General features: G+C 63.6%; 22 protein-coding genes. 5 read left to right on the forward strand and 17 right to left on the reverse strand.

Translation table 11 applies throughout. From position 1 onward, the window contains the following. Nucleotides 1–3: 3 nt before the first annotated feature. From O9Z70_RS11100 to O9Z70_RS11130, 7 genes are read right to left on the reverse strand one after another with little or no spacing between them, the layout of a single operon-like run. Nucleotides 4–1,788 (reverse strand): FAD-dependent oxidoreductase, encoded by a 1,785-nt coding sequence (locus O9Z70_RS11100; protein ID WP_286018884.1) that lies wholly within the window; start codon nucleotides 1,786–1,788, stop codon nucleotides 4–6. Nucleotides 1,789–1,790: 2 nt separating this feature from the next. Beyond that, a complete protein-coding gene (locus O9Z70_RS11105) occupies nucleotides 1,791–2,876 on the reverse strand; it encodes a branched-chain amino acid ABC transporter permease (RefSeq protein WP_286018885.1) in 1,086 nt (361 codons plus the stop codon). Between the two features lie 9 nt (nucleotides 2,877–2,885). Continuing rightward, on the reverse strand, nucleotides 2,886–3,749 hold the full coding sequence (locus O9Z70_RS11110) for a branched-chain amino acid ABC transporter permease (RefSeq protein WP_286018886.1): 864 nt from the start codon (nucleotides 3,747–3,749) through the stop codon (nucleotides 2,886–2,888). Beyond that, the gene (locus O9Z70_RS11115) at nucleotides 3,746–4,453 is read right to left on the reverse strand and encodes an ABC transporter ATP-binding protein (protein ID WP_286018887.1); all 708 of its coding nucleotides are present in this window, start codon (nucleotides 4,451–4,453) and stop codon (nucleotides 3,746–3,748) included. Before O9Z70_RS11115 ends, O9Z70_RS11110 begins: the two co-directional genes overlap by 4 nt. Next, nucleotides 4,453–5,172: an ABC transporter ATP-binding protein gene (locus O9Z70_RS11120; protein WP_286018894.1), complete on the reverse strand. Its 720-nt coding sequence runs from the start codon at nucleotides 5,170–5,172 to the stop codon at nucleotides 4,453–4,455. Before O9Z70_RS11120 ends, O9Z70_RS11115 begins: the two co-directional genes overlap by 1 nt. A gap of 49 nt (nucleotides 5,173–5,221) precedes the next feature. After that, nucleotides 5,222–6,496 carry an ABC transporter substrate-binding protein gene (locus O9Z70_RS11125; RefSeq protein WP_286018899.1) on the reverse strand — a complete coding sequence of 425 codons (1,275 nt, stop codon included), beginning with the start codon at nucleotides 6,494–6,496 and terminating at the stop codon, nucleotides 5,222–5,224. A 42-nt stretch (nucleotides 6,497–6,538) separates the two neighbouring features. Next, nucleotides 6,539–7,612: a maleylacetate reductase gene (locus O9Z70_RS11130; protein ID WP_286018915.1), complete on the reverse strand. Its 1,074-nt coding sequence runs from the start codon at nucleotides 7,610–7,612 to the stop codon at nucleotides 6,539–6,541. 104 nt (nucleotides 7,613–7,716) lie between these two features. Here O9Z70_RS11130 and O9Z70_RS11135 point away from each other — a divergent pair, with 104 nt between their 5' ends. After that, nucleotides 7,717–8,667, forward strand: a complete 951-nt coding sequence (locus O9Z70_RS11135; protein WP_286018921.1) for a LysR family transcriptional regulator — start codon at nucleotides 7,717–7,719, stop codon at nucleotides 8,665–8,667. 14 nt (nucleotides 8,668–8,681) lie between these two features. Here O9Z70_RS11135 and O9Z70_RS11140 read toward each other — a convergent pair whose 3' ends face one another. The 3 genes from O9Z70_RS11140 to O9Z70_RS11150 are packed head-to-tail and all read right to left on the reverse strand — an operon-like array spanning nucleotide 8,682 to nucleotide 11,190. Continuing rightward, a complete protein-coding gene (locus tag O9Z70_RS11140; protein WP_286018927.1) occupies nucleotides 8,682–9,338 on the reverse strand; it encodes an alpha/beta hydrolase in 657 nt (218 codons plus the stop codon). Then, complete coding sequence (locus O9Z70_RS11145) at nucleotides 9,338–10,297, reverse strand: VOC family protein (RefSeq protein WP_286018933.1); 960 nt, start codon at nucleotides 10,295–10,297, stop codon at nucleotides 9,338–9,340. Before O9Z70_RS11145 ends, O9Z70_RS11140 begins: the two co-directional genes overlap by 1 nt. After that, nucleotides 10,294–11,190 carry a dioxygenase family protein gene (locus O9Z70_RS11150; RefSeq protein ID WP_286018940.1) on the reverse strand — a complete coding sequence of 299 codons (897 nt, stop codon included), beginning with the start codon at nucleotides 11,188–11,190 and terminating at the stop codon, nucleotides 10,294–10,296. Before O9Z70_RS11150 ends, O9Z70_RS11145 begins: the two co-directional genes overlap by 4 nt. An 89-nt stretch (nucleotides 11,191–11,279) precedes the next feature. On the opposite strand from O9Z70_RS11150, the gene O9Z70_RS11155 reads away from it, so the two are divergent. Further along, complete coding sequence (locus O9Z70_RS11155) at nucleotides 11,280–12,230, forward strand: LysR family transcriptional regulator (protein WP_286018946.1); 951 nt, start codon at nucleotides 11,280–11,282, stop codon at nucleotides 12,228–12,230. Between the two features lie 98 nt (nucleotides 12,231–12,328). On the opposite strand, the gene mgtE is transcribed toward O9Z70_RS11155, so the two are convergent. The 7 genes from mgtE to O9Z70_RS11190 form a co-directional block, all read right to left on the reverse strand. Then, complete coding sequence (gene mgtE, locus O9Z70_RS11160) at nucleotides 12,329–13,666, reverse strand: magnesium transporter (RefSeq protein WP_286018964.1); 1,338 nt, start codon at nucleotides 13,664–13,666, stop codon at nucleotides 12,329–12,331. A gap of 375 nt (nucleotides 13,667–14,041) precedes the next feature. Further along, nucleotides 14,042–15,694: an ABC transporter permease gene (locus tag O9Z70_RS11165; RefSeq protein ID WP_286018973.1), complete on the reverse strand. Its 1,653-nt coding sequence runs from the start codon at nucleotides 15,692–15,694 to the stop codon at nucleotides 14,042–14,044. Then, nucleotides 15,691–16,776, reverse strand: a complete 1,086-nt coding sequence (locus tag O9Z70_RS11170; protein ID WP_286018986.1) for an ABC transporter ATP-binding protein — start codon at nucleotides 16,774–16,776, stop codon at nucleotides 15,691–15,693. The genes O9Z70_RS11165 and O9Z70_RS11170 overlap by 4 nt, the downstream gene beginning before the upstream one ends. Nucleotides 16,777–16,807: 31 nt before the next feature. Then, nucleotides 16,808–17,842 (reverse strand): extracellular solute-binding protein, encoded by a 1,035-nt coding sequence (locus tag O9Z70_RS11175; RefSeq protein ID WP_286018992.1) that lies wholly within the window; start codon nucleotides 17,840–17,842, stop codon nucleotides 16,808–16,810. Nucleotides 17,843–18,038: 196 nt separating this feature from the next. Next, complete coding sequence (locus O9Z70_RS11180; protein WP_286018998.1) at nucleotides 18,039–19,055, reverse strand: ABC transporter substrate-binding protein; 1,017 nt, start codon at nucleotides 19,053–19,055, stop codon at nucleotides 18,039–18,041. Beyond that, nucleotides 19,052–20,446 (reverse strand): sensor histidine kinase, encoded by a 1,395-nt coding sequence (locus O9Z70_RS11185; protein ID WP_286019015.1) that lies wholly within the window; start codon nucleotides 20,444–20,446, stop codon nucleotides 19,052–19,054. Before O9Z70_RS11185 ends, O9Z70_RS11180 begins: the two co-directional genes overlap by 4 nt. Beyond that, nucleotides 20,436–21,125, reverse strand: a complete 690-nt coding sequence (locus O9Z70_RS11190; RefSeq protein ID WP_286019022.1) for a response regulator transcription factor — start codon at nucleotides 21,123–21,125, stop codon at nucleotides 20,436–20,438. The genes O9Z70_RS11185 and O9Z70_RS11190 overlap by 11 nt, the downstream gene beginning before the upstream one ends. 146 nt (nucleotides 21,126–21,271) lie before the next feature. Here O9Z70_RS11190 and phnD point away from each other — a divergent pair, with 146 nt between their 5' ends. The 3 genes from phnD to O9Z70_RS11205 all read left to right on the forward strand — a co-directional run bounded on the left by phnD (nucleotide 21,272) and on the right by O9Z70_RS11205 (nucleotide 25,161). Continuing rightward, nucleotides 21,272–22,195: a phosphate/phosphite/phosphonate ABC transporter substrate-binding protein gene (gene phnD, locus O9Z70_RS11195; RefSeq protein ID WP_286019029.1), complete on the forward strand. Its 924-nt coding sequence runs from the start codon at nucleotides 21,272–21,274 to the stop codon at nucleotides 22,193–22,195. A gap of 84 nt (nucleotides 22,196–22,279) precedes the next feature. After that, on the forward strand, nucleotides 22,280–24,076 hold the full coding sequence (locus tag O9Z70_RS11200; RefSeq protein WP_286019043.1) for an ABC transporter permease: 1,797 nt from the start codon (nucleotides 22,280–22,282) through the stop codon (nucleotides 24,074–24,076). Beyond that, nucleotides 24,076–25,161, forward strand: a complete 1,086-nt coding sequence (locus O9Z70_RS11205; RefSeq protein WP_286019056.1) for an ABC transporter ATP-binding protein — start codon at nucleotides 24,076–24,078, stop codon at nucleotides 25,159–25,161. Before O9Z70_RS11200 ends, O9Z70_RS11205 begins: the two co-directional genes overlap by 1 nt. The last annotated feature ends 19 nt before the right edge of the window (nucleotides 25,162–25,180 follow it).

A 25,180-nucleotide genomic window follows, 5' to 3' on the forward strand; every position in this document is an offset into this window, starting at 1 on the left:
CTCCTATTCGGCGGCCTGGCGGCCGGGAAGCGCGTCGCGATCAAGGATCGAGGACAGCACGCGGGTGAGTTCGGCCGCCGGATCGGCCATCATTTCCTCGGCGCGCCACGCGACGTGATGGTCGGGCCGCACCAGGACGCAGCCGCCATCGGCGACTTCCCGGGCCCGCGCCCATGAACCTTCCAGATCGGCCAGCGCGCGGCGCGGCCCGATGACATGGGCCACGAGGTCGATACCCAGCGACTTGGCGACCGTTTCGGCGGCTTTCGCCCAGGCTTCACCCGCAATACCCGTGAGAATGGTGAAGCGGCCCTTACCGGTAATGTCGAGGATGGAATGCTTGGCGCCGCTGCTGTCGAAAAGCCAGGCATGCGGCACGCGAGCACCGGGCCAGGTAGTCGACTGGTAATGCAGTTCGGCATCAAGGTCGAAGCTCGGCTCCATCTGGCCATCGGTAACCGCGCCATCGGACTTGTAGCGCTGGTTCATTTCCACGCCATGGGCGTCGAACTCGTATTTCTTGAAGGCGATGGCCTGGCGCAGGGCCTCGCGCTGGAGTTCGGCCGCCGGCGTCGCGTCGCAACGGGCGTCCATGGAGGCGCGAATTTTGTCGATATCGGAGCCGCCAGTCATGCCCAGGGCTTCGAAAATGGGGCCGAACTCGCCGATGGACTGATTGGCGCGGGTGACGATCTGCCTGGCGATCGGGGCGCGCTCCACCGAATAGGTGTCGAGCAGGCCGGGGCCGGCCTGGCCCTTGACCACCGCCGCCAGTTTCCAGGCCAGATTGAAGGCGTCCTGGATCGAGGTGTTCGAGCCCAGCCCGTTGGAGGGGGGATGCCGATGGGCGGCGTCGCCCATGATGAATACCCGCCCCTTCTGCAAATGGGTGGCGTACATATTGTTGACGGTCCAGACGCTGGCCGAGAGCAACTCGATCTCAAGCTCCGGATCGCCCACCAATTGGCGGGCGACGCCAGTGGCGAATTCGGCGTCGACGACCGGAGCCGGCTGGTTGATGTCGTAACCCCAGACGATCAGCCATTCATGCCAGGGCCGCACCATGCGCACCAGCCCCATGCCGATGCCACCGACATCGGCGCCCGGCTGCATCACCCAATAGAGCACCGAGGGGCGATGGGCGACGTAACGCGAGAGGTCGGCGCGGAAATGGATGTTCATCGATCCGCTCACGCCCATCTGGCCTTCGAAGGGCAGGTCGTCATGTTCGGCAACCTTGGAATTGCCGCCATCGGCGCCGACCAGATATCTGGAGCGGATGGTAATCTCCTTGCCGGTCAGGCGGTCGAGGCAGGTGGTGGTCACCCCCTCCTCGTCCTGCTCGTGGCGCAGATATTCGGTCGACATGCGCGATTGCGAGCCCCGCGCGCAGGCCGTCTTGAACAGCAGCGGCTCCATATAGGTCTGCGGCAGGTCGTTCATCCTGGTGGGAGAGGATAGCAGGTGTTCGGCGCGGGACAGGGGATGGTTGCCCCAACTCTTCATGCGTCCGATTTCCTCGCCCGCCAGGCTCTCACAGAAGATGTTCTCGCCCATCAGCTCCTGTTCGGTCGCGTAGAGATAGGCTTCCTGCTCGACCTCCTGCCCCAGATCGCGCAGCACTTCCATGGTGCGCTGGTTGGTGATGTGGGCGCGCGGCGTATTGGCCAGCCAGCGGTAGCGGTTGATGACCAGGTTATCCACGCCATAGGTGGAGAGCAGGGCCGCGGTGGCCGATCCGGCCGGGCCCGTGCCGATGACCAGGACGTCGGTGGTGATATCCGCCATGATTATTCCTCCCTTGCGGCAGTTTTGGATGCGAGGGGACCGCCGACGAGGCGCCGCCGAATAGGAAACAGCTGGATGCCGGTGCGGTCCGAGAAGCTTCCCCATAGCCCGCGTGGCGCGAGCAACATGACCCCGATGCCGATCAGGCCGAGAACCATCAGATACCAGGCGCCGTATTGGGCGAGCAGGCTTTGCAGGATGAAGAAGACCAGTACGCCCACGATCGGCCCCTCGATGGTGCCGATGCCGCCGATGACCACGATGAAGATCACATAGGCGGTCCAGTCATTGAGCGAGAACGCCGCATCGGGCGAGATGCGGGCCTTTTGCATGTAGATGAGCGCGCCGGTGAGGCCGGTGCCGAGCGCTGCCGTCAGGAAAACGACCCATTTGATCCTTTGGGCGTCAATGCCCACCGAACGCGCCGCCTGCGGGTTGTCGCGCATCGCCGCCAGCGCCAGGCCGCGCTTGGAGCGCAACAGCCAGTAGATGCCGCCAATGGCGATTATGGCGAGCGCCAGCGCCAGCCAATAGGCAAGGATGTCCCGCGCTGCCGGAGCGCGGACGCCAAACAGTTCGGCGATGGCGGCGGTGAACATGATGTTCTCGGTGGCGTCACGCGGCAGCGACGTGCCGGTGCCGCCCCCGACAGCGCGCCATTGCGCGACGACCAGGCGAACGACCTCGGCCAGGACCCAGGTACCAATCGCGAAATAGGCGCCCTGCAGCCGGAAGGCGAAAAAACCGAATGGCACGGCCAGTACCAGCGCCGCCAGCCCGCCCAGAAGAATGGCCGGCACGGGATCGAGCCCCCACAGGATCACGGCGGCGAAGAGCGCATACGCGCCCATGCCGACAAAGGCCTGCTGGCCGACCGAGACCAGGCCGCCATAACCCGCCAGCAGGTTCCAGAACTGCGCCAGGGTCAGCATGGTGAGAATGAAAAACAGATCCTGGACGAGGCTCCGCGACGCAAAGGCGGGCAGGACGACAAGCGCCGCAACGAGCGCGATGGCCGCGACGCCCGCGACCACCGACATGCGGGTGCGCGTTTCGACGCGATAAGCATGGGATGTCGGATCAGTCATGGGCGGGCCTCAATCGAAGGCCCGCGGGAACAGCCCGCGCGGCTTGAACAACAGGACGAGCAGGAAGGCGACGTGGCCGGCGAGGATTTGCCATTCGGGATTGATGGCCGCCCCCAGCGTTTGCGCCACGCCGATAATGACCCCGCCGGCCAGCGTACCCCACAGCGATCCCAGCCCGCCGATGATCACCGCCTCAAAGGCATAGATCAGCCGCGCGGGCCCAATGGCGGGATCGAAATTGGCGCGCATGCCCAGATAGAGCGCCGCAATGGTTACGATCATCATTGCTATGCCGGTCGCCTGGGCGAAGACCGCCTTGGGCTTTATGCCCATAAGGCTGGCCGTGACGGGATCGTCGGAGGTGGCGCGGAAGGCGCGGCCCATGGCCGTGCGATAGAATACCTGGTTGAGGATGACGATGACCGCCAATGCGGAAACGAAGGTGAGCACGGGCAGAACGCCTACAGTGACCGGGCCGAGATTGATGGAGGCAACGCCGATATCGCCGGTGGGCAAGCGGCGCGTATCGGCAGAAGCGCCCTGCAGCAAGGCATTCTGCACCACCACGGAAATACCGAAGGTGACCAGCAGCGGCGGCAGGATATCTTCACCGAGAACGCGGTTGAGCACCACCTTCTGGAGCGCATAACCCAGCCCGAACATGAGCGGCAGGGCAATGAGCGCCGCCAGAAAGGGCGAGAGCCCCAGCAGCGAAATGATCAGCAGGATCAGATAGGCGCCCAGAATGATGAGATCGCCATGGGCCAGGTTCACCAGCCGCATGATGCCGAACACGAGGCTGAGCCCGGTGGCGAACAAAGCATAGAGTCCGCCCAGCAGCACGCCCTGAACGATTGTATCGACCCAATTCATGCCGCCGCTCCGAAATAGGCATTGTGGATGGCTTCGCGGCTGAGGTCCTTGGCCGGCCCGGACAGCGTCACCCGCCCTTCCATCATGCAATAGACCCGGTCGGCGACTTTCAGCGCCTGCCCGATATCCTGTTCGACGATGATCAAGGCGGCGCCCCCCGAGCGGATCTGGGGCAGTGCATTGTAAATATCGCGGATGACCACCGGAGCGAGGCCCAACGAGATTTCGTCGCATAGCAACACGTCAGGATTGCTCATCAGAGCCCGGCCGATGGCGACCATCTGTTGCTGGCCGCCGGAAAGCGCGGTGCCGGGACTGTTGCGGCGCTCCTTGAGGATCGGAAAAAGCGCATAGACCGCTTCGAGGGTCCAGGGGCCGTCCAGGCGGCGGGCATGCGCGCCGATCAGCAGGTTTTCCTCGACGCTGAGGGACGGAAAGAGCTTGCGCCCTTCCGGCACCATGGCGATGCCGCGTTTGAGCATTTCGTCGGCGGGACGGTCGCCCACAGCCACATCGTTGAAGCGGATCGCCATGGCATCGCTCTTCAGAATGCCGGACAAGGCCCGCATCAGCGTGGTCTTGCCGGCGCCATTGGCGCCGATAATGGCGACGCATTCGCCCGGCTCCAGTGTGATATCGACGCCGAACAGCGCCTGAAACTGGCCGTAATGGGCGGTAAGGCCATGGGTGGAGAGGATGGGCATCAGACCTCGATCCCCAGATAGATTTCGCGCACCTGGGGGCTCGCCATAATGGCGGCCGGTTCGCCGATGCCGATGACCTTGCCGAAATCGAGGATCAGCAGCCGCTCCACCACCGAGTTGAGCGCGTAAAGGACGTGTTCGATCCAGATGATGGTGGTGCCGCGAGCATGGATATCCTTGATCGTGGCCACGAGTTGCCGGCACTCGCCTTCGGTCAGTCCGCCGGCAATCTCGTCGAGCAATAAAAGCTTGGGATCGGTGGCCAAAGCGCGCGCCAATTCCAGGCGCTTGCGCTCCAGCAGCGATAGGCTGTCGGCAATGGCATTGGCGCGGGAGATAAGGCCGGTCCGCTCCAGGATCTCGGCGCATTGCGCCTCGACGCTGCGCTCGCTGCGGCCCTGGCCGAAGGCGCCAGCGACCAGCAGGTTCTCGAACACCGTCATCTTGCCGAAAGGCTGCGGAATCTGGAACGAGCGGCCGATGCCGCTCAGGCAGCGCTGCATGGCCGAAGCGCGCGTCACATCCTCGCCCATGAAATGGACGGTGCCACTATCGGCGGCGAGATTGCCGGTGATGAGGTTGAACAGCGTCGACTTGCCGGCGCCATTGGGGCCGATAATGCCCAGCGCCTCGCCCTCGCGCACCTCCAGGGAGATGGCGTCGGCGACCTTGAGAGCGCCAAAGCTTTTGCTGACATTGTCGAGCGCAATGATGGTCATTACGGGTGCCCCTTTGGCCGGGCGCTGGCGCGCCCGGCGGATATTGCGGTCAGGAAATGGCTTCCATGGTTCCGCCGGCGGGAATGTTCTCGAAGCCGGTATTATCCACGATGACCAGATCGTAGCCGCCGCCGTCGCGCATGCGCCACTGACCGCCCACCAGCGGCGTCTTGCAGACATTGGTGGCCGCGAAGGGCGGGACGCCGGCGCCATTGAACACGACCGGGCCGACGATGGTTTGCAGATCGGTAGCCGCAATCGCCTCGACCACGGCGTCGACATCGCCGGCATCGCTGACCCGGCCCATCACATTGGTGGCCATTTCCAGCAGCGCGTGCACGAAGCCGATCGGCTGGGTCCATTGCCTGCCGGTCTCGGCGGTATAGGCCTCGGCGAGTTCGGCCGAACTCATGCCGTTGAGCGAGGACGAGAACGGATGGCTCGGCGACCACCAGACTTCGGACGACAGATTGTGCCCGGTATCGCCGAGTGCCTCCACGGCCTGCGGGAACAGGATGGCCTTGCCGATCGAGGCCGCCTTGGGGGTAAAGCCCTGCTGGCGGGCCTGGGTCCAGAACGTGGTGAAATCGGGCGGGATCGGTACGCCGGTGATGATCTCGGCATTGGCCTGGCGGAAGGCGTTGATCTGGGCCGAGAAGTCGTCGGTGAGGTTCTGATAGCGGCCCGGATCGAAAATCTGGAAGCCTTTTTCGGCCAGGGCCGGCGGGAAGCCGCTGACGGGGTCCCCCCAGGCATTGCCGTCGGCATCGTTGGGAAAAAGTCCGCCCACGATCTTATTGGTCTCGAGCTGGCCCCACATATTGGTGAAGACCGAGATCACATCCTCCAGGCCCCAGAAGAAGTGATAGGCATAGTTGAACGGACGCCAGCTGTCCGGATCGCCCGGATTACCCTGCTGGCCGATGAACCAGGGCTGCCAGGGCGCCATGGTGGAAATCAGCGGCACGCCTTCTGCTTCGGCGGTCGTGGTCACGGGATTGGTGGTTTCAGGCGTGGACGCCACCAGCATCAGGTCGACTTCATCGGAAATGATCAATTCCTGAGCGACATCGGCGGCGCGGTTCGGGTTGGACTGGCTATCCTTGACGATGATCTCGAATTCGGACGCGGCCGCGCTCTGGGCGAAATTGGACAGGATGAAATTGTCGGCCTCGCCGAAGGCGGCCAATGGTCCCGATTGCGGACTGACATATCCGAGCTTGATCTTGGCGCCCTGGGCGATGGCGGGCATGGGAAAGGCGCCGGTCGCGGCGATGAGGCCGGTCGCGGCGGTGCCTTTGAGCAGATTGCGGCGGGTAATCATGATTGGTTCTCCTCCCAAAAATCATGAGCCTTGCGGCGGGTATCAGAAGGCCGGCGGATCGCCCTTCCAGGCGGCCGCCAACAGCGTGGCGATATCGTCTTTCGTTACCTTTTGCGGATTCCAGTAAGGCTTGGACGTGGCAATCTCCGCTGCCCTGTCCAGGTCTCGCTCCCCCAGCCCCAGATCCTTCAATGCCATGGGAGCGCCGAGTTTCTTGGCGAAGGAATGCAGCGCTTTGCCCGGTGCCGGATCGCCGAAAATCCGGGCGATCGGTTGCAACTCCCGCTGCGCGGCGCGCGCATTGAAGGCGATGGCATGCGGCAGGATGACCGCGTGGGTTTCGGCATGGGGCAGGTCGAACGATCCACCCAATGTGTGGCAAAGCTTGTGATGCAGCGCCATGCCGACCTGGCCCAGCACGGTGCCGCAGAGCCAGGCGCCATAGAGCGTGCGCGCACGGGCCTCCAGATTGCCCGGATCGGCAACGACCTGATCAAGGGATTCGGCGAAGGCCTCCAGGCCCTCGATGGCCAGGAGCGTCGAGATCGGGTTGCGGTCGCGCGCATAAAGACCCTCGGCAGCATGGGCCATGGCATTGAGCGCGCTGGTCACGGTCAACTCCACCGGAAGCGTGCGCACCAGTTCGGGATCGTACAGAATGACCTCGGGCTGCACCCTGGCATCGGTCAGCGTGGTCTTCTCGCCGTTTTCGGTCTGCCCCAGAATATTGGTCGCTTCCGAGCCGGCATAAGTGGTCGGCACGACGATCTGCGGCAGGTCGGTGCGCAGCGCTATGGCCTTGCCCAGCCCGGTGGTCGATCCGCCACCGATAGCCACGAGGCAATCGGCATTCACCGACAGCGCGTGGGCCACCGCCTCTTCCGTAACGGCCATGGGGGTGTGCATGGTGGCGCGGGTAAAGACGCCCACCGCCATATCGCCGATTTCCTGGGCCATCTCCATGGCCGCGTCGGCCTGGGCCGGGGTGGACAGGACCAGCGCCCGCTTGCAGCCAAGGCGCGCCACCTCCTCGCTGACCTGGCGGCGAATTCCGACGCCGAACCGAACGCGGACCGAGGCGAGCTGGGCGACGAAACTCGAGGTGAAATGCGACATCAATCCCTCCCCCGCGGCCGGCAAGGCCACGCGGCTTCGGGCAAGATGCCACGAACTTCATACCATCTTGATCGAAATAGTGTGGCATCACATAACATCATGTTATGAAGCTGGATCCGCGACATCTCGAAATCCTCGCCGCCATTGTCGATGGCGGTGGCCTGACCGAGGGCGCCCAGAGCGTCGGCCGGGCTCAGCCCAGCGTGTCTCGCACCATCGCCATGCTGGAAGCGCGGATCGGCGCCCCGCTGTTCGAGAAGAACAAGCGCCCGCTGGCGCCGACCGAATTGTGCCTCAGCCTGGCCGGCGAGGGACGCCGCATCCGTGCGGCGGGGAACACGGCCTCGGCCATCGTCGCCACTTTCAGAACGGGGCACCGGGGGATGGTGCGCATCGGCGGTACACCGGTTTTCATGGACGGGGTAATTTCGGCGCTGATCGCGCAGTTTCAGCAGAAGCATCCGCAGGTGCGGATCGAGCAGTCTTACAGCTACGTGCCCGGGCTTTTGAGCCAACTCAGCGCCGGAGCGCTGGATGTCGCGATCTGCCCGCTGAACCCGGCCGCGCTTGCCGAGGGCTTCCAGTTCGTGCCGGTGCTTCCGGGCCGCAATGTCATCGCCTGCGGCAGCCAGCATCCGCTGCTGCGCAAACGATCGCTGCGTCTGGCCGACATCGCGCCCTATCCGTGGATCGCGCCGCCGGCATCGAGCCCGCTCTACAAAGACATGCGCCATATCCTGAGCGATATCGGCGTCAACGATACGCGCATCTCCTTTTCCGGCGGCACGCTCGCCTCGATGACCGCCATCCTGTCCAATTCGGACGCTTTGACCGTGTTGCCCTATTCCGTGGTGTTCATGGCCCGGCGGCAGCGGGTGCTCTCGGCTCTGTCCATCCGCATTGGCCATCCCGAACGGATGCTTGGCATTCTCACCCGGGACGTCGACACAGCCGGACCCACCGTGCGCCGATTCCATCGCTTCATCGAAACCGAGTTCCGCAACCTGTCGCATTTCATCCAGCAACATGAGCAGAATACCGTCTGGCGCGATTGAAGGAGCCGGCTGGTTCATCGCGCCGCCGCCAATCCGGGGTCCTGCCCCGCCGCCAGGTCGGACAGCATGCCCGCCAGCATGCCGATCTCGGCATCGGACACTTCATGCTGCCGGCCGGGGAAGATGTCGGCGCGTAGACGAAGGCCCCGGCCGCCAAGCGCCAGCGCCGCTTCCGCCATCGCGGCAAGCGGAATCCAGGGGTCGGCGTCGCTGCCGCTGAGATAGGCCGGCAGATTGGCGGCGGCGGCATCGGGCCGCTCGCAGCTCGGCGTGCCGACACGGCAGCCGGTCAGGGCCGCCAGCGCATCCGGTGCCGCATGGCCGCGGCAAACATATTCGATAGAAAGGCAGGCTCCCTGGGAGAAGCCGGCCAATAGCAGGGGCAGCCCCGGATACTCCCCTTGCAGAGCCGTAATTTCCGCGTGCAAGGCCTTCAGCGCCTCGTCGAGCTGCGACCGCGTGCCATCGGTCAATGGATCGACCGCACGGGCATCGTACCAGACGCCGCCCGGCGCGCGCGGCAGGGCAAAGGCCACATCAGAAATATCGAGGCGCCGGAGAATATGGCGCTCCATTTCCTCGGGCGACTGGCCGCGGCCATGGACCAGGACGCAAAGCGCCCTGACCCCGGAGCCGGATGCCCCCAGCCGCATGCCGGCCTGCATTGACATCAGACGAAATCCGCCTGTTCGAGGCCTTCGCGCAATTCGGCTTCGCGGTCCTTGAACCAGGGCGGGAACACCAGGGTCTTGCCGATCTGGCCCGGAGGCTCATCCGAGGTCCAGCCCTGCGGCGTGGTCCAGGCCAATTCGAACAAGGCGCCGCCGGGCGACCGCACATAGCAGGATTTGAAGTAATTGCGGTCCTTCTGCTCCGAAATGTCGGTAAAACCGAGGCCCTCGATATGAGCACGCAGCTTGAGCTGGGTTTCCTCGTCGCCCACATTGAGCGCGAGATGGTGGATGGTGCCGCCCGACAAGGTCCAGGTGCCCTGGCTGCTCTCGCGGTCGGTGATCACCTCGACGCGCTGAATGACGCCGCTGGCGTCGGGCACGCGATAGACGTCGCCATCATCGGTGCGCGATTCCAGTTCGAGCGGCAGCGCGATCGTCAGGAAATCGTCCATGGCGCTCTTGTCGGTAGTGGCGACGACGCTGCCATAAATGCCTTTGATGCCATGCTCCTTGCCAATGCCCTGCGCTTCATTGGTGATCGGCTCGCGGCTGTCGCTGTCGCTTTCCACCAATTCATGCGGAATGCCGCAAGGATGAGCGAAGATCACGCGCTCGGTGCCGAAGCGGGTGACCTTGCTGGCCTCGATGCCGCGACCATTCAACCGATCGACCCAGAAACCCGCTGCGCCCTTGGGAATGGCTTGCAGGATGGCCCGCGCCTGATTGGTGCCGCGCCGGCCATAGACGCCGGGCTTGCGGAACGGGAACGTGGTGATGATGGTCGAGGCATCGCCATCGGGCGAGCCGTAATAGAGGTGGTAGACGGGCAGGACGCCGTCGAACAGCACGGTGCGCTTCACCGAATGCAGCCCGAGGGTCTTGGTGTAGAAGTCGAAATCCTCCTGAGCGCCGTCCGTGGACAGCGTCAGGTGATGATAGCCGTTGATGCCACTCATTTTTGGTTCCTTCCTGGCATGGGCTGCGCGCCGCCCTTGGGGCAGAGCACAAGGTTGATATCGAGGGCGTAGGCAATGCGCCCTTCGCGGTTTGGCAGGGCGCGAAAATCGGCCAATAGCTCGGGTTTGACGCCGAAAATGGCGTCTTCTCCGATGGCCGGATCGTCGCGGTCGAAAATATGGGTGGTCAATGTCTCGAAGCCTTCGGCCGAGACCCGCAGATTGAGATGGGCCGGCCGGTTAAGGGGCAGGCCCAATTGGGCCAGGAGCGTTCCCGCTGGCCCGCTTGCGGGCAGACAATAGCCGAGTGGCTTGACGGTCAGGAAACGAAACCGGCCCTGGGCATCGGTTTGCAGCTTGCCACGCAGATTGTGTTCCGGCTGCGCGTCCGGCTCCTGGTTCTCGTACCGGCCTTTTCCATTGGCCTGCCAGACTTCCACCATCGCCGCATCGATGGCAGCGCCGGCGAGAGCCGTCACCCGGCCGGTCACCAGCATCGGTTCGCCCTTGCCATCCCGGGAAATATCGTCGCCCGGCGCGAGAAGAGGGGCGTCGGCGCGATAGAACGGACCGGCCACGGTATCGGGCGTCGCGCCGGCGGGCCGCACGGAATGGATTTTCTCTATGGCGCTGGAGAGCCCCAGAGCATCTGCCAGCAATACCCATTCCTGCCGCCGGGCATCGGCATGATGACCCGTCTCGGTCAGGAAGGCGAGCAGCGCGCGAAATTCCGCGGGGCTTGGACGAAGGTCTTCGACAACCTCATGCAGATGCGCGCCGATAATGCCGACGGCCTCGACCAACCGCGACGGCGCCAGCGTCGCCAGGCGCGCCTCGAAGGCCTGCCGCGCGCTGGCATTGACGTCGATGCTCGCGTGCTTGCCGCCGCCCATCTCTATTGTCTCCCATCCCTGGAAAACAATCTGCCACGCACCGCCATGGATGTTGATGAATTGTGGTGGAGGTAATATAGCATTTTGCTATGAAGCTGAACGAGCGACATCTCATGCAGCTTGCAGCCGTTCTGGATGCCGGCGGGGTATCGGAGGGGGCCGCGATGCTGGGCATGACGCAATCGGCGGTCAGCCGGTCGCTATCCATGCTGGAAGCGCGGGTCGGCGAAGCGCTGTTCGTTCGTGGCCGGCGCCCTTTGCAGGCCACCGCATTGGGCACACAATTGGCTGTTCACGGAAGGGCGATCCTCACCGCGTCGCGCCGTGCCACCGACGCGGTGGAAGGGCATCTCAAGGGCACGACTGGCTTGGTGCGTGTGGGCGGCGTGCCGTTCTTCATGGACGCCATCGTCAGCCAGATGATTGCCCAGTTTCATGAGCAGGAACCGGAAATCACCGTCCAACAGAGCTATGGCAATCTGCCCGAGCTGATTTCCGCGCTCGATGCGCAGATCATCGATCTGGGCATCGTTCCCATCGGCTCGACGCATCCGGGATCGCAATATGAATTCATCGAAATCCTGCCCGGACGGAACATCGTCGCCTGTCGCACCGGCCATCCGCTGCTTCGCCGGGCGCGTCCACAGGCCAGCGATCTGGCAGCCTATCCCTGGATCGCCCCCCTGCCCGGTTCACCGCTGATGACCGACCTGCAGATGATCCTGACGAGCCTGGGTGTTTCCGAACTGAACATTCGATATTCAGGCGGCTCGTTGATGAGCGTGGTCAACTTTCTCGCCGATTCCGAGGCTTTGGCGGTGCTGCCATTTTCGGTGGTATTCGCATTGCGGCGGGAAAACCGGATCGTCACCCTGCCCTATTCCATTCCGCAGCCTGACCGCTCCCTTGGTATCCTGCGGCGTCACGATGCCCTCAAAGTCCCCGCTGCCGACCGCTTTGCCAACCACGTCATCAATGTGTTCGATGAACTCAAGCATATAATCAAGCGACACGAAAACACCGTCGTCTGGGACCGCTAAGTGCGAGCCCCCGGCCGAGCGCCCCCAGCCCACCGCTTCAATGCCGTGGTCACCAAGTTTTCCACGGTATTGAAGGGCCGGGCGGCTCGCAGCCGTTTTCAGTTCAGGATTGTCTGGGCGATCCCAAAATAGATCAGAATTCCCATGACGTCGGCGATCGAGGCCACCAGCGGTCCGCTGGCCGTGGCCGGGTCCATATGCGCGCGTTCGAGGATGAAGGGGAGTATCATCCCAATCAGCGAGCCCGCGAGCACGATGATCATCATGGAGATCGACACGGTAGCGGCGATGTCCGGACCCCCGCGCCACGCGCCGATGCCGTAAATGGCCAGCGCCATGGTCAGTCCGAGAAGCCCGGCGACCAGGATTTCGCGCCCCAGCATCCGTGTCCAGTCTCTTGGACGCACGTCGCCGGTCGCCATGGCGCGGATCGTCAGGGTCGAAGCCTGCGTGCCGGCATTGCCGCCCGAGGCGATCAGCAGCGGCAGGAAGAACAGAAGCGCCATATGGACGGCGATGACATCCTCGAAATGGGCCAGGCCGGCACCCGAGAAAATGTTACCGAAGACCAGCAGCACCAGCCAGCCCACCCGTGCCCGATACAGAATGAATATCGAGGCGCGTCCCACGCTCTCGGTCAGGCCCCGCACGGTGCTGGACTTGTGAAAGTCCTCGGTGGCTTCCTGGGTGAGGACGTCGAGCGCATCGTCATAGGTGACGATCCCCACAATGCGTTCGTCCGCATCGATCACCGGCAGCGCGATCTGGTCGTAATGGGCGATCTTGCGGGCGACCTCCTCCTGGTCCTCGTCAACCCGCACCGCGCGCGTATCGCGCTCCATGACGTTTCCGATCCGGGACGCCGGCGACGCGAGGATGAGATCCTGAAGCCGGACCGAGCCGATGAGCTTGCGGTCCTCGTCGACGACATAGGAACGATTTATCGTCTCCTTGTCGGGGGCCTCGAGGCGAAGCTTGTCCAGCGCCTGGCGAGCGGTGAGTTCGGGCGACAGCACCGCATAATCCGAGGTCATGATCGCCCCGGCGGTCCCCTCCTCATAGGCGGCAAGACGCCTTATATCCTCGCGCTCGGCCTGGGCGAGCGCCGGCAGCAGGGCTTCCTGCTCGTCCTCGGTAAGGGCATTGAAGAAGTCGGCGCGGTCGTCCGAATTCATCTCGGTGACAATGCTAGCCAGCCGCTTGCGCGGAGCGGATTTGGCGAGCTCAACTTGCGTGCCGCGGTCGAGATAGCTCAGAACGTCGGCCTGCTTGGAGAGGTCCATAAGGTCGAGCACGCGCCAGTCGATCTCCGCGTCGTGTTCCTTGAGGAACTGCGCGATGTCGGCGGCGTGGCGGCTTGCGATGAATTCGCGATTGTTCTTGGTGTCGGCGTTCGAGCCGGTCACGAGCGCGTGGGCGAGTGTCTCGAAGGTCATGTTGCACCTCGGTTTCTTTTCGCCGTCCCTCACGGACGACGACCGAGGCGCGGCAATCAGCCGTGCAAGGTCGAACGTGGCGCGTGGGAGGCGGCACTTCGATTACTAGGAAAACGACTGGAAGGGTCGTCCATGGGTTGATAGCCTATGCTTTTTCAGAATTGGCCAGCGCAGCATGCGCGCGCCGACTTGGGGCCTTATGAAGCACTTCCTGCTTGCATTCAAGCTCCGGCATATTCGGTTCACGGGCATGTTGACGTCAAGCAGGCGAGGACGCGGTCGAATTTGCCAGGCAGCCATGATGTCACGCGGCTGCGGTATATCCGTACCCTGACGGTTTATCGCCGCGCGACTGCCTGTCGCGACGAACCCGCATCATATTCGCAATTCCCTGTGGCCGCCTGGCAGGCGCATGAGCAGGAACAGCGACAGCATGGTCAGCACCAGCAGCAAGGTGGACAGCGCTGCGGCGGTCCCGAGCTGACCCCGGATCACCTGTGCATAGATGCCGAGCGACAGCGTCTGCGTCGAGGTGTTGTAGAGGAACAGCGTCGTGCTCAATTCGGTGATGATCGTCACCCAGCTAAGCACCGCGCCGGAGAGGATACCTGGGGCCAGAGCCGGCACGATGATGCGCACCAGCGTCCGGAATTTCGACGCGCCCAGGCTGATCGCGGCTTCCTCGATGCTGGGGTTGAGCTGATGCATGAGCGCGGTCGTCGAGCGGACCGAATAAGGCAGGCGCCGGATCGTCAAGGCGATCACCATGATCGCGAATGTCCCGGTGAGCAGCAGCGGCCCCTGGCTGAAAGCGGTAATCAGGGCAATGCCGATCACCAGTCCGGGCACGACGTAAGGCACCATCGTCATGGTATCGAGCGCGCCGGTCAGGATGCCTTTCCGCCGCACCGTGAGATAGGCAACCAGCACGGCGATGACCACCAGGATCAGCAAGGCGGTGATCCCGATCCCGAATGTATTGCCGACATAGCGGAAAATGTCGCGCTGCGATTTGACGTAATTGTCAAAGGAGAAGCCATCGACGAACTGGCCATAGAGCGTATTCCGGAATGAGCTGACGACGACCACCACCAGCGGCGCCAGCGCCAGCGTCAGGAACCCGTACACATAGAGGTGGATGGCCACGCCCCGCCATCCCGGCAGCCGACGCGCCTCGATGGAGCGCAATGCCGTCATGGAAAATTGCTGGCGGTCGACGAGATATTTCTGCACCAGGAAAATGGCCAGCGTGACCACCATGACAATCACCGCGACCGCCGCGGCGAAGGTCTGGTCGATGCTCACCTCGCCCACGAAGGAGCTGTAGATGAGCACGGGTATGGTGCGGAAGCCCTGGCCGATCAGCATCGGCGTACCGAAATCGGCGAAGGCGCGCACGAATACGAGCAGGCTGCCGGCAAGCACGGTAGGCCAAAGCAGCGGCGTGATCACCTGGACGGCGCGCCGCCAGCCGGTAATGCCCATGCCCTCGGCGGCTTCCAGCAGGGAGACGTCGATGGTGCGCCACGCCCCCATCAGATAGGTGAAGATCAGCGGCACCAATTGCAGCGTCAGTACCAGCACGATCCCGGCAAAGCCGTAAATGCTCGGGGATTTGAAGCCGAAAACATTCTCGAACAGCCGCGTGATCATGCCGTTATTGCCGAGCAGCAATATCCATGAATAGGCGCCGATAAAGGGCGGCGACATCATCGAGGCCAGGATGAGCATCTGCACGGTGCGATTGCCGCGAACGCGGAACATCGTCATGAAATAGGCCAGCGGGAAGGCGATGACGAGCGCGAAAACGGTGACGCAAACCGTAACCAGGATGCTGTTGATCAATGTCCCGTAATATAGTCGCGACGAGAAGAAGGTCGCAAAGCCCGCCAGCGTAAATTCGCCGCCGCTGCTGACGCTGTTGATCAGAACCATGACCAGCGGCAGGATCACCATCAGCAGATAGCCGCCGGTGAGCACAACGGCTACGGAGGTCCAGCCGTCCAAGCGGTCGCCGGGCAGCTTCACTCCCCTGCTCCGCGCATGATCGAGACGCCGCTCTGCGCGTCGAAGAATGTCAGCATCTCCGTATTGAGCTCGAGGAAAACTTTTTCCCCGCGCTCCCACCGCGAGGAGCGGCGCGAGAATTCAAGGAATTCGATGGTTTCGCCGGTGGGCAGCTGCGCCCGAACCTGGGAATGCGAGCCCAGGAAAGTTTCATCGACGATCTCGGCGCCAAGGCCGCCATCGCCGGTATGCACGGCTTCGGGACGGACCGATACCTGAACTCGCCCACCCGCTGCGGGCTCGACCATGGACGTGACGTCGATCGTCACGCCATCACCCAGTTCGATCACGGCGGCGCCGTTCCGACGGTGCAATTCGCGATCGAGCAGATTGGTCTTGCCGATGAATTCGGCGACGAACCGGTTTGCCGGATGACGGTAAATCTCGGCCGGCGATCCCACCTGTTGCACGACGCCCAGATTCATCACGGCGATGCGGTCGGACACCGCCATCGCTTCCTCCTGGTCGTGGGTGACATAGACCGTCGTAATCCCGGTCTCGCGCTGCGCTTCGCGGATGGTATCGCGCATCTCCACCCGGAGCTTGGCGTCGAGATTGGAGAGCGGCTCGTCCATCAGCAACACCGCGGGCCGGATCACCAGCGCCCGGGCCAGAGCGACGCGCTGCTGCTGCCCGCCCGACATCTGCCCCGGAAGCCGGTCCTTGAGATGCGCCATATGCACGGATTCGAGCGCCTCGCCCACCCGCCTGTCACTCTCGACCCGCTCGATCCTGCGGGTCTGCAAGCCGAACGCGACATTTTTCGCCGCGGTCATCTGGGGAAAGAGCGCGTAGCTCTGGAACACCATGCCGATATTGCGCGCGGCGGGCGACCGGTCGTTGATGACGATGTCATCGAAAGCGATAGTGCCGGATTCAATCGTGTTGAATCCGGCAATCATGCGCAACAAGGTGGTCTTCCCGCATCCTGACGGACCAAGGAGAGTGAAGAACTCGCCGTCGCGAATATCCAGATCGAGGTCTGGAATCGCGACTTGCTGGCCATATTCCTTGCGCAGGGAGCGCAGCGCGATGCTGGTCACCGCGCTGCCCCGATATCAGCCCCGTTGAGCATCAAAATTGTGCCTCGAGGATGGACTTGTACTTCGCCACGATCTCATCGCGATGCGTGGAAACATAGGCGCCGTCTTCCTCGATGGTCGGGATGTCGGCAAGAGCCGGCAGGCCCGGCTTGGTCACGCCATCACGCAGCGGCCGGCCGGCGGTCTGCTCGGCAATGATCGTCTGGCCTTCCTCGGAGATCACGAAGTCGATGAAGGCTTCCGCCGCCGCCGGATTCGGCCCGTCCTTGATGATCTGGATCGTTGCGGGCAGGAAAGCGGCGCCCTCCGCCGGATAGACGATCTCCACCGGAGCGCCGCTCCTGACGAAATTGAGCGATAGCGGCTCATAGGTCAGGGCGACGATATATTCGCCATTGGCCACGTCCTGGGCCACCTGGGTGGACGAGCCGATGGAAATGCCATCGAGCTGGACGACCAGAGAACGGACATAATCCCATGCCGCATCGGATTCATAATCGCCGCCGACCGCCTTGAGCATATTGGTCAATTGCGCAAATGCCGAGGACGACGCCGTGGGGTCGCCAAAGGCGATCTTGCCCTTGAGCTCCGGCGCCAGCAAATCGGCATAGCTGCCGATTTCCAGCCCGGCATCGGCCGCTGCGTTGACATTGACGAGCAGGTTGGAACCATCCGCCTGATAGGGGGTGATAGAGCCGGTAACGTTTTTGCCGGCATCGACCATCGCGCTATCTTCGGGAGAGACATATTCGGCCCAGAGCTCGACATTGGCATTGGCCTGAGCCGCGCCGCCGCCGAACATGACGTCGCCCTGCGGGTTGGCCGCTTCGCTGCGGATCCGCTGGTAGAGCTCGCCGGTGCCCGCAGTGATCAATTGGACCCTGACGCCGGTTTCAGCTTCGAAAACCGGGATGAGGCTGTCCAGCATCCCTTCTTCGTTCGGCGTATAGACGACCAGGTTCGATCCGGAAATGCTGCCGTCCTGAGCGTGAACGCCGGAGAAGGTCGCCAGGGCCAGGGTAATGGCCGCGAGGGCCGTGGCGCCGAAGAGAGGATTGCGATTCACGAGGCGCTCCTTTGATGAGATAAGCGGACAAATTTGGGCGGAATGCCGCACGTTTGGCAGCATCGCGCCCTGTGATCATGTTTTGACCATATTGGCGCCCCCACGCCCAGTCAACGATTTGCAAAAGCCATGAGACCGATAGCATCGTCCGGACGAATGACTGGCTGAGGCGCGTGGGAGCGGAGGGAGTCCACCTTCAGTTCTGCACCACTTGCTGAAACCAGGTATCGAGAAAGCGGCTGCGCTTGAGGGGATCGAGAAAGACGAGAAGTTCCGGCCCCAGCTCGATCATCTGCATATTCTCCATGCCGCTGCCGGCCCCGATCGGGATCAGCCCCATCCCGCTCAATGCCTGGCGGACAGGGGGCAGGAAAAACAGCCCCACAAGCTCGGATGGCAAGAGCATGCCGTCCTGTCTTCCCGCACGGGCCGGAACCAGGACCGTCCAGGGCAGGGCCAGCACATAATCCTGCGGAATGATGATCTGGATTTCCGGATCATTGCTGGCGGCGCGGCGGGCGGCGGAGAGCGGCACGTTATAGCCGAAATCGATGATCCCCTCGGAAAGCGCCGCCAGCAATTCCTCGGGAGTGTCGAAGATGCGCGCCCGCGATGCGCCGAAAGCGCCGGAAATGCGCCAAAACAGGGCCGAGCGCAGGGAATCCTGGGCCGCATAGCCATAGGCCACATTGTCGATACCGATATTGACCAGCCCCACCCGCCCCTGGAAACGGCTGCGATGGCGTTCCAGCATGCGGGCCAGCTCGATGCGGGACCGGGGCCCCTCTTCGTCCGCGACGCGCCGTTTATGGGTGACGAACACCGCCGCATCGTGGCCGACCACGAAGACCTCGTGGCGCCAATGCGGGGCCTGCAGGCCGGCCGGCAGCGCTTGCGGCAGGGTATGGCCCTCATTGGCGAGATATACAGCGAGATCGGGCGTCGGCAGCAGCACCAGATGCGGCAGCGCCGCCGCGTCCGCCTGCGAGGAGAGGCGAGAGACGATCTGGGCCGGCCGGGCTTGCCGATAGTCAACGGCCAGCCCGCCGCTTTCCGCCGACTGGCCCAGGGCCTCGACCAGTCCCCGCATGACCTCCGGCGCTTCAGTGCCCATCAGCACCAGCGGCTGGCGTTCCTGCGCGGCGCCTCCCGACAATCCGGCCCCAAGCAAAGGCGTTGCCAGCATGAGCGAAAGAAAGGAGCGCCGCTTCATCGTCCGCCGCCTTTGTTGCCGCCGCTGCTGGGCAGGCGCACGGTGATCGCCAGCCCGCCCCCCTCGCGATCCGCGATGCCGATGCTGCCGCCCATCGCCCTGGCGACATTGCGGGCGATGGGCAGGCCGAGGCCCGATCCGGGCCGGCTGCTGCCGGCGCGCTCGAAACGCTCGAACACCCTCTCCCGCATTTCCGGCGCAATGCCGGGGCCGCGGTCGGCGACCGTGAGGACAATGTCCTCGCCCTCCTGCCCCAGCGCCACCGCGATCGTGCCCGGCGCATGAATCTGGGCATTCTCGATCAGGTTGCGCACCATTTCGCGCAGGCTGGTCGGCTCGCCCTCGACGATGACCGGCTCCTGAGGAAGCTCGAGTTGCAGCGCGCCGCCCAGATCGGGATAGGAACCTTCGGTCTGCAGGCGTTGCAGGGCGTCGCGGATAACCTGTCGCATATCGAGGTTTTCCCGCAGCCGGGTTTCAAGCGAATGCAGCGTCGTGGCGTCCGACAATATCTGGTTGGCGAGGATTGTGGCGCTGACCGAATTGGCATGGATGCGGCGCATGATTTCGCGATGGCGGCCTTCCGGCGCGCTTTCGAGCGACAGTTCCGAAAGCGCCCGCATCGCCGTCAGTGGCGTGCGCAATTGGTGGGCGGCATCGGCGGTAACGCCCTTCAGCCCCACCAGCACCGAATCCAGCCGCTCCATGAATTCGTTGAGAGCCGAGACCAGGGCGCTGACCTCGTGCGGCACCGGCCCGGCCACCGGCCTCAGATCGGACGCGGTGCGCTGGCGCAGATCGGCCTCCACCGCCCGCAGCGGCACAAAGGCCTGTCGCACTGCCAGCCAGATCAGCAGGAAAGCCAGCAAAGCGAGCGCTATCGCCGGCAGGGCGGCATTGACGGTCAGTTGCAGGCCGAGCTGGTCGCGCGCCTCCCGGGTCTCGGCCACCAGCACATCCACCCAGCCGCCATCGGCCGCATCGGTGTGATAGCGCGCTGCAGCGGCGATGCGCACCGGCGCGCCGCGATGGGTGCTGGGAAAGAAGCGCAGGCCCGGCCCGGTGCCGTGCGGTACTTCGAGCCCGAGAATGGGCGAACCGGTAATGAGGGTCCCGTCGGGCGCGACGACACGATAAAAAATGCGGTTGAGGCGCGACGTGCCCAGAATGGCAAAGGCCGAATGCGGCAGATCGACCGTCGCCTCGCCCTCCTGGATCGACACCGTATCGGCTATCGACAGCGCCGCGGCGCCCAATACGCGGTCGAAGGCTTCTTCCGCCGCATCATGGGCATACCAGCGCACCACCAGGAACATGAACAGGCTGACAACGGCCAGCAGTGCCGCGCCACTGAGCAGCAGCCGCCTCTGAATGGAGAATTCACGCGTCAACGGCCGTCCCTTCCGCGCGCCGGCGCAGCATATAGCCGATACCGCGATGGGTGACGATTTCGAGATCGCTCCCCTCCAGCTTGCGCCGCACCCGCGAGACCAGCAGTTCAATGGCGTTGGGCGTGCCGGCATCCTCATAGCCGAACAGCTTCAGCACCAGCTTGTCCTTTCTGACGGTATGGCCGGAGCGACTGGCCAGCATTTGCAGCACGTCGAATTCGCGCCGCCCCAGATCGAGCGGCTTGCCCGCCACCATCACTGCGCGCGAGGCGAGATCGATGGTGACCGCGCCCAGCCGCAATACCGGTTGGGCCGCGCCCAGATGCCGCCGCGCCACCGCGCGAATACGGGCCACAAGCTCGGAAAGGTCGAAAGGCTTGACCAGATAATCGTCGGCTCCCAGATCGAGCAGCCCGACCTTGTCCGCCACCTGATTGCGGGCGGTGATGACGATGACCGGCAGCAAGAGGCCGCTATCGCGGATGCTGCGCAATACGCCAAAGCCGTCCTTTCTCGGCAGGTTGATATCGAGAATGACCAGATCGTGCCCGCCGGCCATAGCCAAAGCTTCGCCGGCATCGCCGTCATGCGCGACGGTTACGCTATGGCCTTCATCTTCCAGCCGCATCGAGATGGCAAAGGCGATGTCGGGAGTGTCTTCAATCAGCAGGATACGCATGTTCCAGCAAGTAACAGGATTATGACAGCATCGGCCAGTATCATCGGCGTTACGTCAAAACCCGGAAACCCATATGGGCGAAACCGGCGGTCGGAGGTAGAGGAAACAGGGTGTCAGGGCATCTGGCTGCGAGCTTGGCATTGTGCATGATGCTGCTGTCGTCGCTGACGACGGTGGCGGCAGAGCAATGTGCCGCCCAGGGCGCCCTGCACGAGCGCTATTGCGACGCCGATGGCGACCAGGTCGCGGACCTACCCGCCGATCCGGCCCTGTGGCGTGATCCGCAAACCCTGGTCTGGGCCTATGCGCCCATCGAAGACCCGGCGGTCTATGCCAATCTCTTCAAGACCTTCACCCGCCACCTCGAAACCTGCCTTGGGCGGCAGATCGTCTATTATCCAGTGTTGAGCACCGGGGCCGAGATCGAGGCGATGCGTTCGGGGCGTCTGCATTTTGCCGGCTTTTCCACCGGGCCGACCGTGGAAGCGGTCAACCATGCCGGCGCCGTTCCTTTCGCGGCCAAGGGCATAGGCGACCAATTGCGCGGCTATCGCGTCCTCGCCATCGTGCGGGCGGATTCGCCTTATCGGGACCTGGCCGATCTGGCCGGGCGCAAGGTGGCGCATACTTCCGCCCTCTCCAATTCGGGGCATCTGGCGCCCCAGGTCTTCTTCCCCTCCGAGGGATTGGTGCCGGGCGAGAATTATGTGCCGCTGATGTCCGGCGGCCATGACCGCTCGATTCTCGGCGTGGCCGACGGCGATTACGACATGGCGGCGGTGGCGTCCGACGTTCTCGAACGGATGATCGAGCGCGGCATGGTGCGCCGTGAGGCCTTTCGCGTCATCTATGAGAGCGGACTTTTCCCGACCTCCTCCTTCGCCCATGCGCATGATCTGCATCCCGACCTCGTCGCCGAGATGAAGCGCTGCTTTTTCAACTTCACCTTCACCGATGAGATGAAAGCCGAATTCGGCGGCGACGAGCATTTCCTGCCGATCAGCTATGATCGCGACTGGGCCTCGGTCCGCGAGGTGATCGAGCGGGTGAGCGATCCGCCGCCCTTCTGAACCAAGAGCAATTTCCAAGCATCCCCCCGGCAGCTGGCCAGAACGCCAGGCCGCTGCCCCGCACACCCGCAATCAGGGAAAGTCATGCAGAATCCCGGCAGAAGCCTCTATCAAATCAAGGTCCATAATCAGGATCCGACCACGCTGATTGGCGTGGCGCTGGCAGTGCTGTTTTCCTACCTGATCGCCGCGCCGGTCATATTGCTGGTGGCCGACGCGTTTCTGGTCCAGTTCGCCGACCAGACGCGGGCGCAGCAGGCCATGGGCGAGGTGACGCTCTATTACGTCAATCGCGTGCTGTTCTCCGCCATTTCGACGGATGTGTTCTGGCGGCCATTGATGCACACGGCGCTGATCGCCCTCTGCGCCATCACCATATCGCTCGCAGTCGGCCTGCCGCTGGGCTGGCTCATCAGCCGCACCGACCTGCCGGCCAAGAAGTGGTTCTCCACGGCTCTCATCGTGCCCTATATGCTGCCAAGCTGGACCTTTGCGCTGGCCTGGATGACGCTGTTCAAGAACCGCACCACCGGCGGCTCGGCCAGTTGGATGGAAAGCCTCGGCTTCACCCCGCCCGACTGGCTCGCCTATGGTTTCTTGCCCATCACCACCATTCTCGCCCTGCATTATACGCCCTTCGTCATCCTGCTTTTCGGCAATGCATTGCGCCAGTTCGATTCCTCGCTGGAGGATGCCGCCCGCAGCATCGGCGCCGGCGGCGGCACCATTGCGCGCAAGATCATCCTGCCGCTGATGCTGCCCTCGCTGGTTTCCGCCTCGACGCTGATCTTTGCCAAGTGCCTGGGTGATTTCGGCGTCACCTATATCCTGGGCGTACCCGTCGGTTTCGACGTGCTGGCAACCTCGCTGTTTCGCGCCATCTCGACTAACCAGACCGGCATGAGCGCCCTGCTGGCGCTCACCATCGTCATTCTGGGCTCGTTCTCGATTCTCATCGACATGTACCTGCTGAAGGAAGCACGCCGCTTCGTCGTCATCGGCTCCAAGGGATCGATGAACCGCGCGACCCGGCTGGGTCGCTGGCGGCTGCCTGCCTTCGGCTTTGCCGGACTGGTCTTTGTGGTCAGCGCCTTCATTCCGCTGATGGCGCTGTTCCTCACCACCATCATGAAAGTGCCGGGTGTGTTCTCGCCCGACAATTTCACCCTCGAATACTGGATCGGCACCGGCCTGGGCACCGTCGCGCTGCAACAGGGTATCCTGCTGACGCCCGAATTCTGGCGGGCGACCTGGAACACGCTGTGGATCGTGGGCGTCGCCTCGCTTGGCGCCGGCTTTCTCGGCCTTCTGGTCGGCTATGTCGTGGCGCGCACCGAAGTGAAGGCCGTCGCCATGTTCCTGCGGCAGGTCACGTTCCTGCCCTATCTGGTGCCGGGCATTGCCTTTGCCGCCGCCTATCTGACCATGTTCGCCGTGCAGCGCGGGCCGGTTCCGGCACTTTATGGCACGCCGATCATCCTCGTTCTCGCCATCATGGCCGACCAGATGCCCTTTGCCTCGCGCGCCGGCATCTCCTCAATGATGCAATTGGGCCGCGATCCGGAAGAGGCGGCGCGCAATGCCGGCGCCGGCTTCACCCGCCGGCTGACCTCGGTGGTGATCCCGATCCAGAAAGGCGCGCTGGTTTCGGGTGTGCTGCTGCCGTTCATCTCCGGCATCAAGGGGTTGAGCCTCGTTGTCGTGCTCGCGGTTCCGGGCACCGACGTGCTCACCACCTATGCGCTGCGCCTGGTCGATTACGGCATGGCGCAGGCCAGCAATGCCGTCATGCTGATGATCTGCGTCATCGCCTTCGGCGGCACGCTCTTCGTGCAGCGGCTCACCAAATCCAAACTCTCCGATGGCCTGGGAGGCAATTAATGTCCAACATCAGCATCCGCGACGTCCGCAAGGCCTATACCAAGTCGGCGCCGCCCGCCGTCGACCGGCTCAGCCTGGAAATCGTCAAGTCGGATTTCCTCTGCCTGCTCGGCCCCTCCGGCTGCGGCAAGACAACGACGCTGCGCATGATCGCCGGCCTCGAACATCCAACCGAGGGCCAGATCGTCGTGGGCGACCGCACGCTGGTTTCCGTCGATGAGGGCATTTATGTGCCGGCCGAGAAACGCGATATGGGGCTGGTCTTCCAGAACTATGCGCTCTGGCCGCATATGAGCGTGGCGCAGAATGTCGAATTCGGCCTCAAGCTGCGCAAATTGGCCAAGCCCGAGCGCGACCGCATCGTCGCCGAGGTTCTCGAAAAACTGGGCATCGCCCGCTACCGCGACCGCCTGCCCTCGCAGCTTTCCGGCGGCCAGCAGCAGCGCGTGGCGCTGGCCCGCATGCTGGCGCTCAAGCCCGACGTGATCCTGCTCGATGAGCCGCTGTCCAATCTCGATGCCAAGCTGCGGCTGGAAATGCGCGCCGAATTGAAGCGCATCCACCAGGAGGTCGGCGCCACTATCGTCTTCGTCACCCACGACCAATGGGAAGCGATGACATTGGCCACCAATATCGCGGTGATGAGCGAGGGCGAATTGCAGCAGCTGGGTACGCCCGACGACATCTATGAGCGTCCCGCCAATCGCTTCGTCGCCGAATTCGTCGGCAATCTGCCGATCAATATCATCGAGCTGAAGGACGGGGCCAGCGGCCCGCTGGTCGACTGGGTGCGCACCATGCTGGCAAAGCTCGCTCTGCCCGAAGCTGCGGGCTCGGTCGGCATCCGCCCGGAATCGGTGCATCTGACCAGCGAAACCGACGACGAAACCCGCTCGGCACAAGTGGTCGACATCGTCCCCACCGGCGGCAGTTGGATCGTCGAATTGTCGGTCGACAACGATAAATTCTTCGCCATTACGCCCGAAGCGCCTCGCGTGGCGCCGGGCGGCAATGTCGGTCTCTCGGTCTCCCGGGAGCACCTGCACATCTTCGACGCGGCCGGTCGCCGCATCGAAATTCAATAATTCAACGGACAATACAAGG

This window comes from Devosia sp. YIM 151766 (genome assembly GCF_030285925.1).
Classification (GTDB): domain Bacteria; phylum Pseudomonadota; class Alphaproteobacteria; order Rhizobiales; family Devosiaceae; genus Devosia.